General features: G+C 63.0%; 10 protein-coding genes, 1 tRNA gene and 1 rRNA gene. 8 read left to right on the top strand and 4 right to left on the bottom strand.

Annotation, left to right across the window (positions count from 1 at the left end; translation table 11 throughout):
* Positions 1 to 82: 82 nt before the first annotated feature.
* Both rrf and F561_RS0117640 read left to right on the top strand, forming a co-directional pair.
* A 5S ribosomal RNA gene (rrf, locus tag F561_RS0117645) occupies positions 83 to 199 on the top strand.
* Positions 200 to 210: 11 nt separating this feature from the next.
* Positions 211 to 286 (top strand) — tRNA-Gly (locus tag F561_RS0117640).
* Between the two features lie 59 nt (positions 287 to 345).
* Here F561_RS0117640 and F561_RS0117635 read toward each other — a convergent pair.
* Positions 346 to 585 carry a hypothetical protein gene (locus F561_RS0117635; RefSeq protein WP_019011289.1) on the bottom strand — a complete coding sequence of 80 codons (240 nt, stop codon included), beginning with the start codon at positions 583 to 585 and terminating at the stop codon, positions 346 to 348.
* Between the two features lie 144 nt (positions 586 to 729).
* Between F561_RS0117635 and F561_RS0117630 the strand changes: the two genes are divergently transcribed.
* Positions 730 to 2937, top strand: coding sequence for a HelD family protein (locus F561_RS0117630; RefSeq protein WP_019011288.1), 2208 nt, complete (start codon positions 730 to 732; stop codon positions 2935 to 2937).
* A 120-nt stretch (positions 2938 to 3057) separates the two neighbouring features.
* Here F561_RS0117630 and F561_RS0117625 read toward each other — a convergent pair whose 3' ends face one another.
* Both F561_RS0117625 and moaA read right to left on the bottom strand, forming a co-directional pair.
* Positions 3058 to 3750, bottom strand: coding sequence for a GntR family transcriptional regulator (locus tag F561_RS0117625; RefSeq protein WP_019011287.1), 693 nt, complete (start codon positions 3748 to 3750; stop codon positions 3058 to 3060).
* A gap of 168 nt (positions 3751 to 3918) precedes the next feature.
* Positions 3919 to 4962 carry a GTP 3',8-cyclase MoaA gene (gene moaA, locus F561_RS0117620; RefSeq protein WP_019011286.1) on the bottom strand — a complete coding sequence of 348 codons (1044 nt, stop codon included), beginning with the start codon at positions 4960 to 4962 and terminating at the stop codon, positions 3919 to 3921.
* Positions 4963 to 5208: 246 nt separating this feature from the next.
* Here moaA and F561_RS0117615 point away from each other — a divergent pair, with 246 nt between their 5' ends.
* The 3 genes from F561_RS0117615 (at position 5209) to acs (ending at position 9233) form a co-directional block, all read left to right on the top strand.
* A complete protein-coding gene (locus F561_RS0117615; RefSeq protein ID WP_026299022.1) occupies positions 5209 to 5508 on the top strand; it encodes a DUF485 domain-containing protein in 300 nt (99 codons plus the stop codon).
* Positions 5505 to 7097: a solute symporter family protein gene (locus F561_RS0117610; RefSeq protein WP_019011284.1), complete on the top strand. Its 1593-nt coding sequence runs from the start codon at positions 5505 to 5507 to the stop codon at positions 7095 to 7097. The genes F561_RS0117615 and F561_RS0117610 overlap by 4 nt, the downstream gene beginning before the upstream one ends.
* 198 nt (positions 7098 to 7295) lie before the next feature.
* Positions 7296 to 9233 (top strand): acetate--CoA ligase, encoded by a 1938-nt coding sequence (gene acs / locus F561_RS0117605; RefSeq protein WP_019011283.1) that lies wholly within the window; start codon positions 7296 to 7298, stop codon positions 9231 to 9233.
* A gap of 166 nt (positions 9234 to 9399) precedes the next feature.
* Here the strand turns inward: acs and F561_RS0117600 are convergent, their stop codons facing one another.
* Complete coding sequence (locus tag F561_RS0117600; RefSeq protein ID WP_026299021.1) at positions 9400 to 10545, bottom strand: aminotransferase class I/II-fold pyridoxal phosphate-dependent enzyme; 1146 nt, start codon at positions 10543 to 10545, stop codon at positions 9400 to 9402.
* Between the two features lie 129 nt (positions 10546 to 10674).
* On the opposite strand from F561_RS0117600, the gene nagA reads away from it, so the two are divergent.
* Both nagA and F561_RS0117590 read left to right on the top strand, forming a co-directional pair.
* Complete coding sequence (gene nagA, locus F561_RS0117595) at positions 10675 to 11853, top strand: N-acetylglucosamine-6-phosphate deacetylase (protein ID WP_019011281.1); 1179 nt, start codon at positions 10675 to 10677, stop codon at positions 11851 to 11853.
* Entirely contained in the window at positions 11850 to 12884 is a 1035-nt protein-coding gene (locus F561_RS0117590; RefSeq protein ID WP_019011280.1) for an SIS domain-containing protein, read from the top strand. The genes nagA and F561_RS0117590 overlap by 4 nt, the downstream gene beginning before the upstream one ends.
* Positions 12885 to 12900 lie beyond the last annotated feature (16 nt).

The raw sequence follows: 12900 nt of genomic DNA, 5'->3' as shown, positions 1-12900 counted from the left end.
CCCTCCCCCGCCATTATCCCTGCCCTCAAGCTCTTCTCACCGTCTTGCACTGTTTTTTCAGCAGTCCCCCAAACCAAGACACCCCCGTGCCCACAGCGCTGTGGACCCACCCCACTCCATGCCGAACTGGGTCGTGAAACGCAGCCGCGCCAATGATACTCGGATGGCAGCATCCCGGAAAAGTCGGTCAGCGCGGGGGTTTTTTTTATCGCGGGAGTAGCTCAGCTGGTAGAGCACTACCTTGCCAAGGTAGATGTCGCGCGTTCGAATCGCGTCTCCCGCTCCAACTTTGCCCCCCTCCATCAGAGGGGGGCTTCTTCATGTCTTGTTTTGCAATTTTCCAGATTAAGCCGCACCTTCAAAAGCCATTTGCCGCTCCAAGTCTTCCAAGGTCTGTTCATAAAGATGTTGGGAGACCTGGGGAACAACAGCTAGAAAGTCGGCTGCCTCCATCAAGTCGAGATGCCGGCTCTGATGCTGCCAACCCTTTCCCTCTGCAACAAGCTGCACCCAGTCTGGGGTCAACAAAAAACGTACACGCCCCTCTGGGGTACGGGTGTCACTGAAATGACGGGTGACATTCATGCGGCCAACCTAACCGCTCTTTGACCTCGGCGCATCCGCCAAAGGATGGATTTGGAAGAGGTTTCGGAAGGTCAGAGCTGAACCAGGCCCCTTCATTTTGTCTGTGCCGTATCTCTAAAGGCAGCAATAGCTTATTCTGTACGGATGCCTGTTGCTCAGCCCACGTCTCTTGCCGATTTGACTTCACCCGAGAAGGTAGCCTCACATCCAGAATTTCCTCTGGAGGAACAGCGATTGGCGGGTACCGTGGCCGCCATGCTGCACCAGATTGACGTATGGGAAGACCGCAGCCGGAATGTGGGTGCCGATCTGGAAACCAGCGTGACGATGGCCGACATCGCTGAAGAACATGCGGCCATGCTGAGCGTGCATTTGTTTCAGCCCTATTTTGGCAGCCTCCGGGTGCGGGTGGGTGGACGCGAGCAGACGCTCTATGTGGGCAAACACGCCTTCCTGGACGTGAAGGGCGGAGCAAAGGAAGGACACAACGTGGTGTCCTGGGATTCCGAGGTGGGGAGTTTGTTCTATACCCAATCCCTAAACTGGACGCCCCGGCGCGGCGGCCTCGGCACCATCCGGCGGCGGCGACAGTTGGATGTGGCCGCCAAACAACTGTTGCGTGTGACCGATCTGTACGACGATGAGGCGGGCGGTGACACCGGAGGCCGCGAGGAAGTTCTGATTCGCCGTCTACAGGAGCAGAGCACGGCAGGCATGCGCGATGTGGTGGAAACTTTGCAGCCCGAACAGAATGAGGCGATGCGGGCACCTGCGGGCACGCCGATCATTATTCAGGGCGCGGCTGGGTCGGGTAAAACCACCATCGGTTTTCACCGACTGGCGTGGATGATGAATGCCGAGCGCCGCGAACACCGTGCCCGTCCCGAAGCCTGCATGGTGCTGATGCCTAACAAGGTGCTGGCGGCCTACGCGGCGCGGGTGCTGCCTGATCTGGGGATTCCCGCCGTGCCCGTGACCACCCCCGAAGCCTGGGCGGTGGGTCTCCTGGGGCTGGAAAAACTGGAAGTGACAGACCGCACCCTGACCCTGCTCCTGACCGATCATGACAATGCTCGGCGGGCGCTGGCATGGCGGCGAGCCAAGCTACTGGGCGACGCCCGAATGCTGGACGTGGTACGGGCACATATTCAGGCCAAATTTCTGACCGCTTTGCAGGGGCAGCGCCTTCAGGAGCAGATCGAGGTTCCGGGGCGCGATCCCCTGACCTTTTCTCAAACAGAGCAGGAACTTCATTCTCTGCTGCTGGATGTATTCGCCTCCGATCCACTGTCTGGATACCGGGCCGCCTTCCGCATTGCGGTAGAGGCCGAAGCCCTCGCCCAATTGAACGTCTCCGAGGCACAGACCGTCAGCGTGCTGCGCCAACTCTCGGTGCCGCTGACAAGCCTGCTGGGGCGCGTTTTTGCCTCCACCACCCCCGTCACCGAGGCCCGCCGCCTGCTGGGAAGTGCCGAAGCCCTGGGCGTCAGCGGCCTGCTGAATGACCGCGAAATCCGGCTGCTGCTGGCCGATCCCCTCCAGAGCATTCCCAATCCACGCCGCGCTCACGCCGACGTGACCGAAATTCCGGTGATGCTGGCGGTGCAGGCTCTGACGGGCGGGATCGGGCGGCAGGTGGGGCGCACGCTGGAACCTTTCGACCATGTGGTGCTGGACGAAGCGCAGGACTATTCGCCGCTGCTGTACGCGCTGCTGGCCCGCGCCACCCGTGAGGGCCACCTGACGGCGCTGGGCGACCTGAATCAGGGAATGCACGGCTACAAGGGACCAAGCAGTTGGGAAGCGGTACAGGCGGTGTTGCCCGCTTCGGCAGGGGGGGGCGCACAGGTGCTCACGCTGTCGCGCACCTACCGTTCGACCCGGCAGATCACCGAACTGGGCGCACGCATCGCCTCTACCTACAACCGCGCCGCCGATGTGGTGGGTGTAGACCGCGACGGAGCCGAGGTGCAGCGCTATTCGAATGGTGTCGAGGCGGCTCTGATTGCCCGCGCCGTGAAGGACGCGCAGGCCGCCGGACACGAAAACGTGGCTATTGTGACCCGCCGCGCTGCCGATGCAGACCGCCTAAGCACCGAGCTGCACGACCACGACACCGACGCCCAGCCGATTACCACGCAGGAACACCGTTACCGGGGCGGTGTGGTCATCTTGCCTGTCAACCTTGCCAAAGGACTGGAATTCAGCGCGGCAATCGTTGCCAATGCCGACGCCGACACCTACGACGAATCCACCGAATACGAGCGCCGATTGCTGTACGTGAGTGCCAGCCGCGCCCTGCACTGGCTGGGTATGGTGAGCGCGGGCGAGTTGCATCCTTTGGTGAGCTGAGCAAGGCTGTAGGACATGCGGCGTGGAATTATTTTTTTCCATGGTAGAGAAAGAGCGGGAGCGTTGGCAACTTGCCAAGCCTCCCGCTCTTTCTCTGCACCTATTTGTTTACAGCTCTCCTTACGGCTCGAAGCTGTCCTGGAAGGCGTAGCGGTCGCCGCGTACCCAATAGTTGACATACGACACACGCTTGGAACCGCTGTAGGTGGTGCGGCGCAATAGGAAAGCCGCTGTGCCCAGTGAGACCCGCAGGAGGTCGGCCTCTTCCTGGCGCAGATTCACGGCTTCCAGGTTCTGCTCAACGCGGGCGAGCGGGACGCCCATGCTGACCATCGTTTCGTGGATGCTCTCGGCGCTGAGGTTGTGTTCCAGCAATTTGGGCACGATGGCGGCGTTGATATACCGTTTTTCGATCACCAGAGCCTCATCGCCAGCGGTGCGGAGACGGTGAACAAAGATAACGGGGTCGCCGGGCTGAATTTGCAGCACGATGGCGATTTCGGGTGTGGCCTCGATCTGCATGGCCCGGAGAACGGTGGTGCGGTGGTCCGGATGACGTGCCCACTCTTTGAACGGGCGAATACGGAACATGCCCTGCCGGAAGCGTTTTCCGGTGGGGAAGGTGCCAGCGCCCTGCACGCGGTAAACGTAGCCCTCGCGTTCAAGTTCGTCGATGGCGCGGCGGGCGGTCATCCGCGAAACTTCAAACTCGCGGGCAAGTTGCGGTTCGCTGGGGAGCGGTAGCCCTTCTGGGTAGTGGCCCCCAAGAAGCCGATCTTTCAGTGTGCTTTTGATGAGCGGGTACTTCGCCATGCATCCCCTTCAGGCTCGAACATCAGCTTCCTGTTGAGCCTCTGGTCGCCTATCTTAGAGTTTGTGTCAGGAGTACACAAGGTTGTCTGACTTGTGACTGGTACGGTAACAAAAATAAGAGCCGACTTCAGGATACATGAAAGTTAAGTTTTTACGCTCAGATCGGCATTACCCGCCAATGTGAGACATCTCCACTTTCTGACGCTGCGTCACCTCCCCGCGCTCCTCACTGTATCGGTCGCGTCTGACCTGCCATACGCCCGCGATCTGGGAACGCAATTCATCATCTGTGGCCCCGGCCCGGAGCGGTGCACGCAAATCGGTTCCAGTGCCAGCAAAGAGGCAGGTATACAGGGTGCCCACCGCCGAGAGCCGCGCCCGTGAGCAATCGCCGCAGAAAGGGGCGGTCACTGAGGAAATCAGACCGATCTCGTGGCCGTCTGCATCCTGGTGCCGGGCCGCCACCTCACCCCGGTAGTTGGCCTGTGCGGGCGCAAATTCACTGCCCAGGCCGTCTTCGCTCAGGCGGGCAAGTACCTCGCGGGAAGGCACGACCGCGTCCATATTCCAGCCGTTATGGTTGCCCACATCCATAAACTCGATGAAGCGCAACACTGCCTTGTCTCTGAGGGCCAGCCATAATTCGCGCAGGCCCGCATCATTGACGCCGCGCTGCACCACCGTATTGACTTTGACGCCCAACCCGGCCTGCAGGGCCGCCTCTATGCCGTCCATCACGCGGTCAGGGTGCGTGCCCAGTCCGTTCATACGTCCGAAAATCTCTGGATCCAGGCTGTCGATACTTACTGTGACCCGCCCCAGACCTGCCGCCTTGAGAGGGGCCGCCAAGCGGGGCAGCAGCAGCCCATTGGTGGTCATGGCAATGTCTTCCACGCCCCCAAGCCGGGCCAGACGGGCCACAAGGTCAGGCAGGTCGCGCCTCAGCAAAGGTTCGCCCCCGGTCAGCCGCAGCTTTTGCACCCCCAACGTCACGAATGCCTCTGCCAGCTGCTCTATTTCTTCAAAGGTCAGCAGTTCAGTACGGGGCAGGAAGGCGTAGTCCGGCCCAAAGACCTCGGCGGGCATGCAGTACGTGCAGCGCAGATTGCAGCGGTCGGTCACGCTGATTCGCAGATCGCGCAGGGGCCGCCCCAGCTGATCGGTCAGCAGCGCCGGAGTCAGCTGAGGAGTAGAGGCAGAAAGCGGGGACATTACCACCCAACATACGCGCCCAGCAGCGGCTCAGAGAGTGCGGGGCTTACGCTGGGCAACCCAATCTGATGAGCCACAACTGACTATCTGTGTTCCAATAGCAGATACATTTTTATTGATCTCAGTACATTGATTTTAGATTAAGCAAATTCTACTCTGAATTGAGTCCAACAATCCTACTTGGTGATGTTTTTGGAGGCGCACAATGCGTCGCCCCGCCCCATTTCCTGTGTTCAGGAGGCCCGCATGACCGTATCTCAGGTGCAGTCCGGCTCTTCATCCGTTCGCAACAGCGCTTTTCAGCAGCTGGTGGCCGAGCGGGTCCGTTTTACGGTGGTCATGACCATCACTTTTCTGGTGCTGTACTTTTTGTTGCCGCTGCTGGCCGGGTACAACAAGCCGCTGATGGCCCAGAAGGTGCTGGGGAACGTCACTTTCGGTTACCTGATGGCCTTTGCTGAATTCGTGATGGGCTGGATTCTGGCCGCCCTCTATGTTCGCAAGGCCCGTACCTTCGACCGACTGGCTCTGGAGGCGCAGCGATGACCTTCCTGCTTGCCGCCGTGATCGTGGCGATCACCTTGGGCATCACCTTCTGGGCCAGTCGGCGCAATACCAGCACCAGCGATTTTTATGTGGCAGGCGGCAAAATCAGCGCGGGCCAGAACGGAATTGCCATTGCGGGCGACTACATGAGCGCGGCGTCGTTTCTGGGCATCACCGGATTGATCGCTCTCAACGGCTTTGACGGATTCATGTACTCGGTGGGCTGGTTTATCGCTTACCTCACGGTGCTGTTTATCGTGGCCGAGCCATTGCGGAATCTGGGCAAATACACGCTGGCCGACATGCTGGTATACCGCCTGCGTGACCCCCGCGTGCGGATGTACGCCGCCCTTTCCACCATCGTTGTTTCGACCTTTTACATGATCGCCCAGGTGGTGGGCGCAGGCACCCTGATCAGCCTGCTGTCGGGCGGAGTCTTGAAGCCCAGTGTGGCTATTCCGCTGGTGGGCGTGCTGATGATCATCTACGTGGTGGTCGGCGGAATGCTGGCGACCACCTGGGTGCAGATCGTCAAGGCGACCCTGCTGATGTTTGCCACGGTGGTCATGAGCGTGCTGATTCTGAACCGCTTTGGCTGGAGCTTCAGCAACCTGCTGGGGGCCGCCGAAGCCAAAAACGGCGCAGAGTTTCTGGGCGCGGGGCTGAAATACAAAAACCCCGTTGACCTGATCAGTCTGGGACTGGCGCTGGTGCTGGGCACCGCAGGACTGCCGCACATTCTGGTGCGCTTTTATACCGTACCCACTGCCCAGGATGCCCGCAAGAGCGTGGTCTGGGCGATGGTCCTGATCGGAGCCTTTTATGTGATGACAGCCCTGATGGGCAACGCCGCCAACGTTCTGGTCGGCAAGGAAGCCATTGCGACGGCCAATGCTGCCGGGAACATGGCCGCGCCGCTGCTCGCTCAGGCGCTGTTTGGTGGGGCAGGCACGGTGGGCGGCGAGTTCGGACTGGCCTTCGTGACGGCTGTGGCGTTCGCCACCATTCTGGCAGTGGTTGCGGGCCTGACCATCGCGGCCAGCACCAGCTTTACGCACGATATTTTCAATGGCGTGATGCGGGGTGGCAAGGCCAGCGAAGGCGAGCAGTTCCGGGTGGCCCGACTCGCAACGGTGGCTGTGGGAATCGTCGCCATCGTGCTGGGGCTGTTGGCCCAGACGCAGAACGTGGCCTTTCTGGTGGCGCTGGCCTTTGCGATTGCGGCCAGTGCCAATGTCCCCGTGATCCTGTTTACGCTGTTCTGGCGCAAATTCAATGCCACCGGAGCCATCTGGGGCATCGTGGGCGGCATCCTGACCTGCCTGACCCTGATCGCCATCAGCCCCAACATCATGGGCATCGACCCGCCCGAAAAAACCACTGGCCGCAGGCCCATTCAGGCGCAGGCGATCTTTCCGCTGGAGAATCCGGGCATCGTCAGCATTCCGGCAGGCTTCGCCTTTGCGGTCATCGGAACGTTGATCGGGGCTTCCCGCCGCCGCGAGGACGAAGACCAGTTGTTTGAAGAGATGCAGTTCCGCGCCTACACCGGGGCCGGAATGGACGGCACAGTCGCCGCACACGACTGAACTCGGGCACGCAGCCTCCCTCCGATTCTGAAGTCTTCCCGCTGCGCCCCCGACCCCTGTGCCGGGGGCATGACCTTCCAGGCCCCTTGCCTTCCGGCTGCCGCCCCTCTCAGGCTCAGGCAGAGTAGATTGACCGCACTCTTTCAGCCCTCTTGTCCCGTTGCCCTCATCCTGTGATCCCGTGGAGATTCCCTGTCTATGACCGACCAAATTGACAACGTGTTGCATGAAAACCGTGTGTTTGCTCCCAGCGCCGAATTTGCTGCCACGGCCAGCCTGACCGCCGCCGAATATCAGATCCGCTATGAGCGCAGCCTGCAAGACCCGAACGGCTTCTGGGGCGAGGTGGCCGCCGACCTGACGTGGATGAAGCCGTGGACGCAGGTACTGGACTGGCAGGAGCCGCACGCGCAGTGGTTTGCGGGTGGTCAGACCAATATCGCCTTCAATGCCCTTGACCGTAACGTGGCGCAGGGCCTGGGCAACAAGCGGGCAATGATCTGGGAAGGTGAAGACGGCGAGGTACGAACCCTGACCTACAGCGAACTGCTGGCCGAGGTGAAGCGGGCGGCCAATGCCCTGACTGCGCTGGGTGTGGTGGCCGGAGACCGCGTGACGCTGTATCTGCCCCTGATTCCTGAAGCAGCGATTGCCATGCTGGCCTGTGCCCGGATCGGCGCGGTGCATTCGGTGGTCTTCGGTGGCTTTTCGGTGGGAGCGCTGGCCGACCGAATCAACGATGCCCAGTGCAAACTGCTGATCACCGCCGACGCGGGCTACCGGCGCGGCCAACCCGTGAACCTGAAGGCCAATGCAGACGAGGCCGCCACGCGCACGCCCACGCTGGAGCATGTGCTGGTGGTGCGCCGCGCCGGAACGCCCGTCACCATGCAAGAAGGCCGCGACCTGTGGTGGCACGACGCCTTGGCCGGAGCCGAGACCGAGCACGAAGCCGCCGCACTGGATGCCGAACACCCGCTGTTCGTGCTGTATACGTCGGGCAGTACGGGCAAGCCCAAGGGCGTGCTGCACACCACGGGCGGCTACATGGTGGGCACCTACCTGACCACCAAAACGGTCTTTGACCTCAAACCCGACGACGTGTTCTGGTGTACCGCCGACATTGGCTGGGTCACGGGGCACAGCTACACCGTGTACGGCCCGCTGCTGAACGGAGCCACTGTGCTGATGTACGAGGGTGCGCCCAACCACCCCGACTGGGGGCGCTTCTGGCAGATCATCCAGAAACACGGCGTGACCATTCTTTACACCGCGCCTACCGCCATTCGCGCCTTTATGCGGCAGGGCGACGCGCTTCCGGCGGCCTATGACCTCAGCAGCCTGCGCCTGTTGGGGTCGGTAGGAGAGCCGATCAACCCCGAAGCGTGGATGTGGTATCGCCGCGTGATCGGTGGCAACCGCTGCCCAGTGATCGATACGTGGTGGCAGACCGAAACCGGGGCCATCATGCTGACCACGCTGCCGGGGGCGCATCCGGCCAAACCCGGCACGGCGGGCCTGCCCATGTACGGCATAGACCCGGCCATCGTAAACCGGGAGGGAGAAGAACTCGGCCACGACGAGGGCGGCCTGCTGGTGATCCGTAAACCCTGGCCTTCGATGCTGCGTACCGTGTACGGCGACGATGAGCGCTACCGCAAAGCCTACTGGGGAGAAATTCCGCACGTCTACTTTGCCGGAGACGGCGCACGCAAAGACGCCGACGGCTACATCACCGTGATGGGCCGTGTAGATGACGTACTCAGCGTCTCGGGCCACCGACTGGGCACGATGGAAATCGAAAGCGCACTGGTGGCCCATCCCAGCGTGGCCGAAGCCGCCGTGGTGGGCAAACCGGATGACCTGAAGGGGGAGTGTGTGGTGGCCTTCGTGCTGCCGCAGGTGGGTCAGACCGTAGACCCGGTGGCGCTGCGTGCCTACGTCGTCACGCAAATCGGCGCACTGGCCCGCCCCGATGCCATCTACATCGCCGACGCCCTGCCCAAAACCCGCAGCGGCAAAATCATGCGCCGCTTCCTGAGACAGATCGCTGCAGGCCGCAAGATCGAGGGCGATACGAGCACGCTGGAAGATCCGGGGGTGCTGGAACGGTTGGCGGCGACGGCAGTGGTTTGACCGCAGTCAGTGGTCAGTGGTGAGTGGGAAGGGCAACCCCCCCGTTGCTGGCGCAACGCCCCCCCTCAGAGGTGGGGACTTGAAAGCACTTGCGCTCCCCTCAAGGGGGGCTGGCGGCGAAGCCGACTGGGGGGTTCGTCCTTCATCTTTTCCCACTGACCACGCCCTATTCACCGCCCCCAAGCCGCCTCGCCGCCTCCACCAGCACTTCCGGCGGCTGCACCAGCGCAAAGCGCACGAAGCCCTCTCCGCCCGGCCCGAAGGCTCGCCCCGGACTCAGGGCCACTCCAGTCGTTTCGGCCATCCGTACGGCGTAGGCCACGCTGTCGGTCAGGCCGGGCACCTGTGCCCACAGGTACATGCTGGCCTGCGGCGTCTGCACGGCCCAGCCCAGATCACGTAGGGCAGGCAACAGGGCGTCGCGGCGTTCCTGAAACACTCTGGCTCCCTCGCGCCCCAGATGGTCGGGAAGGCCCAGCGCCACCGTCGCGGCCCGCTGAATGCCCAGATACGGGTGAAAGTCCACCGCGCCTTTGACCCGGCCCAGCGCGGCCACGGCTCCGGCGTCTCCCGCCGCGAAGCCTACCCGGAAGCCGCCCATATGGTGCGTCTTGCTCAGGGAATGCAGCTCGACAATGCCGCTCAGGCCTGCTTGCAGCGCACTCGGCGCTTGGTAGTCGCCAAAAGTCAGTTCGGCATAGGGGTGATCGTGGATCAGCAGCGTGCCCCGTGCCCTGCACCACGCGGCGGCCTGGGTAAAAAAGGCCGCATCCGCCACCGCCGATGTGGGGTTGTTGGGATAATTCAGCAGCAGCACGCGGGGGCGCAGGTCGGCGGGCAAGCTGTCCAACTCCGGCAAAAAGCCGCGCTCTGGCCGCAGCGGAAGAGGGACGATATTCAGGCCCGCCACCGCTGCCGCACCCAGATAAGGCGGGTAGCAGGGGTCGGGCAGCAGCAGCGTATCGCCGGGATCGGTCACGGCCAGTAGCAGATGCGCCAGCCCTTCCTGTGCGCCGATTAGGGGCAAGACTTCCCGTTCGGCATCCACCTGCACGCCGTAGCGCCGCCCGAGGTATGCCGCCGCCGCTTCCCGCAGGGGCCGGGTATCCGAGAACAGGGGATAGCGGTAAGAGCTGGGGTCGTGGGTGGCGTCCCTGAGCGCGTCGAGCGCCTGCATGGGTGGGGCAAGGTCGCTGGAGCCGATGCTGAGATCAATGATCTGCAACCCCGCCGCCCGCGCCCGCCCAAGCGCCGCATCCATCAAAGAAAACACACTGGTCGGCACACGCTGTGCCCGCTGAGAAGCCCACATAGGGGCAGGGTAAAGCATGGCGGGTGATGAAAATAATTTACCAACGCTTCCTGCATTGACAGAAATTATTTTCGGGAGGTAGGCTGAGGCTCCATTCTCAGCCGTGTTCTTTCTCCTCAAGGAGCGACCATGCCCGCCGCCCAAACCCTATACGCTCAGACTCTACACGGCCAAATCCTTCACCCAGACGGAGTTTTTAGGCCCGGAAGCCTCCGTTTTGGAACGCAGATAGAGGCCCTGACTTCTGGAGATGTTCCGTCTGATCTGCTGATCCTGCCCGGATTCATAGACACCCACGTTCACGGCGGCGCGGGCGGCGACACGATGGACGGCCCCACCGGAGTACGGCAACTGGCCCGCCTGCACGCGCAGCATGGTACGACCACGCTGTTGCCCACCACCATCACGCACCGTTGGCCCGAAGTCCTGGCCGCCCTGCGCGGCGTGCGCGAAGTGATGGATGCGGGCGGCGTGGTGGGCGGCGCGGATATTCCGGGGGCGCATCTGGAAGGCCCCTTTATCAGTCCGGGGCGGCTGGGAGCGCAACCGCCCCACGCCGTCCTGCCTCACCCCAACCTGACTGCTGAACTGCTGGCGCTGAAGGTGATCCGCGCCGTGACCCTCGCCCCCGAATTGCCCGGTGCGCTGGAACTGGCCCGCGCTCTGGCAGGTGTGGGCGTTCGCATCGGCATCGGCCATACCCGCGCCGACGCCGAGACCGTTTCGGCCTTTCTGTCGGCCCTGCACGAACTGGGGGCACGCACCTGCGCCACGCACCTTTACAACGCGATGGGCGGAATAGAAGGCCGCACCCCCGGCGTGGCTGGAGCGCTGCTGGCCGATCCACACGCTTTCCTGGAGATCATTCTGGACGGCATTCATGTTCATCCCACCAGCTTTTTGTTGGCCCGCGCCGCTGCTCCGGGCCGCGTGCTGCTGATCACCGACGCGATGCGGGCCGCCGGACTGGGCGACGGTGACAGCGAACTGGGCGGCCAACCCGTGACGGTCAGAGACGGCAAAGCCACTCTTCCAGACGGCACGATTGCCGGAAGTGTCTTGACGCTGGATGTGGCCCTCAGAAACGCGGTGCGGCTGGGCGTGCCTCTGGCCGAAGCCAGCCGGATGCTGAGCGCTGCCCCCGCTGCCTCGCTGGGCCTGACCGACCGGGGAGAGCTGCGCGTGGGCCTGCGGGCCGATCTGACTGTGCTGGACAACGATCTGAATGTGAAAGCCGTGTACGTGGGTGGTCACGCCATCCCCCTGCACCCGTCCCAGGAGTCCACTCCCACCGAGGCCAACGTATGACCAACCCAGCCGACCCACTGATGCTGCAAGAGGCCCGCGAGGCACCCACAGTCATTGCCCGCCAACTGGCCGAAAATGCCGAGGCTGCCGCACGCTTGGCCGAGGCCCTGCGCCAACGCCGCCCGCCCTACGCCGTCACGGTGGCGCGGGGCAGCAGCGATCACGCCTGCACGTTCTTGAAATACGCGCTGGAGACGCAGTTGGCGTTGCCGGTTGCCAGCCTCGGCCCCAGCGTGCATACCCTCTACGGCACGCGGCTGGATCTGCGCGGCGCGTTGGTCATCGCCGTATCGCAAAGCGGGGCCAGCCCGGATGTGGTGGAAAACGTGCGGATGGCGCGGGAAAATGGGGCGCTGACCGTGGCCCTCGTGAATGTGGAGGACAGCGATCTGGCTGGGGCCGCCGAGTTCGTCTTGCCCCTGAAGTGCGGCGAGGAACGGGCCGTGGCGGCTACCAAAAGCTATCTTGCCAGCCTGACCGCCTTCCTACCCGTACTGGCCGCCCTGACCGAAGGCGATGACCTGAATACTGCGCTGCACGCCCTCCCTGCCGCCCTGACGCGCACGTTGGAGCTGGAGGGGGCGGCAAGTGAATTGGCCGAGCGCTACCGCTTTGCCGACAACCTGCTGGTGCTGGCGCGGGGGCTGCACTTTGGCATTGCCCAGGAAGCGGCGCTGAAACTCAAGGAAACGTCGGGCATTCACGCCGAGGCCTACTCTGCCGCCGAATTCAGCCACGGCCCCAAGCGTCTGCTGGCCGAGGGCGTGCCGCTGCTGGGTTTTGCCCCTGCCGACGCTGCCCAGAGTGCCACGGCGGGCGCTTATGCTGATCTGCTGGCTGCCGGGGCCGACCTCCGCACCATTGGGCCAGCCCTGGGAAGCACCCTGACCACGCCGCAGACGGGGCACGCCCTGACCGATCCGGTGGCAAGTGCGCTGGCCTTTTACCTGTATGCCGCGCATCTGGCCCTGCACCGGGGCCTCAATCCAGATGCGCCGCCACTTCTGAGCAAGGTGACAAAAACCCGCTGAAGCTGCCGCTCAGCCT

Source organism: Deinococcus aquatilis DSM 23025 (assembly GCF_000378445.1).
Taxonomy (GTDB): domain Bacteria; phylum Deinococcota; class Deinococci; order Deinococcales; family Deinococcaceae; genus Deinococcus; species Deinococcus aquatilis.
This window is presented reverse-complemented; position numbering and strand designations above follow the sequence as displayed.

Bases quoted from the DNA above. Each gene is read 5' to 3' on its own strand.
- F561_RS0117610 (WP_019011284.1), top strand. From the start codon at position 5,505: ATGACCTTCCTGCTTGCCGCCGTGATCGTGGCGATCACCTTGGGCATC.
- nagA (WP_019011281.1), top strand. From the start codon at position 10,675: ATGCCCGCCGCCCAAACCCTATACGCTCAGACTCTACACGGCCAAATC.
- F561_RS0117615 (WP_026299022.1), top strand. From the start codon at position 5,209: ATGACCGTATCTCAGGTGCAGTCCGGCTCTTCATCCGTTCGCAACAGC.
- acs (WP_019011283.1), top strand. From the start codon at position 7,296: ATGACCGACCAAATTGACAACGTGTTGCATGAAAACCGTGTGTTTGCT.
- F561_RS0117600 (WP_026299021.1), bottom strand. From the start codon at position 10,545: ATGTGGGCTTCTCAGCGGGCACAGCGTGTGCCGACCAGTGTGTTTTCT.
- F561_RS0117630 (WP_019011288.1), top strand. From the start codon at position 730: ATGCCTGTTGCTCAGCCCACGTCTCTTGCCGATTTGACTTCACCCGAG.
- moaA (WP_019011286.1), bottom strand. From the start codon at position 4,962: ATGTCCCCGCTTTCTGCCTCTACTCCTCAGCTGACTCCGGCGCTGCTG.
- F561_RS0117635 (WP_019011289.1), bottom strand. From the start codon at position 585: ATGAATGTCACCCGTCATTTCAGTGACACCCGTACCCCAGAGGGGCGT.
- F561_RS0117625 (WP_019011287.1), bottom strand. From the start codon at position 3,750: ATGGCGAAGTACCCGCTCATCAAAAGCACACTGAAAGATCGGCTTCTT.
- F561_RS0117590 (WP_019011280.1), top strand. From the start codon at position 11,850: ATGACCAACCCAGCCGACCCACTGATGCTGCAAGAGGCCCGCGAGGCA.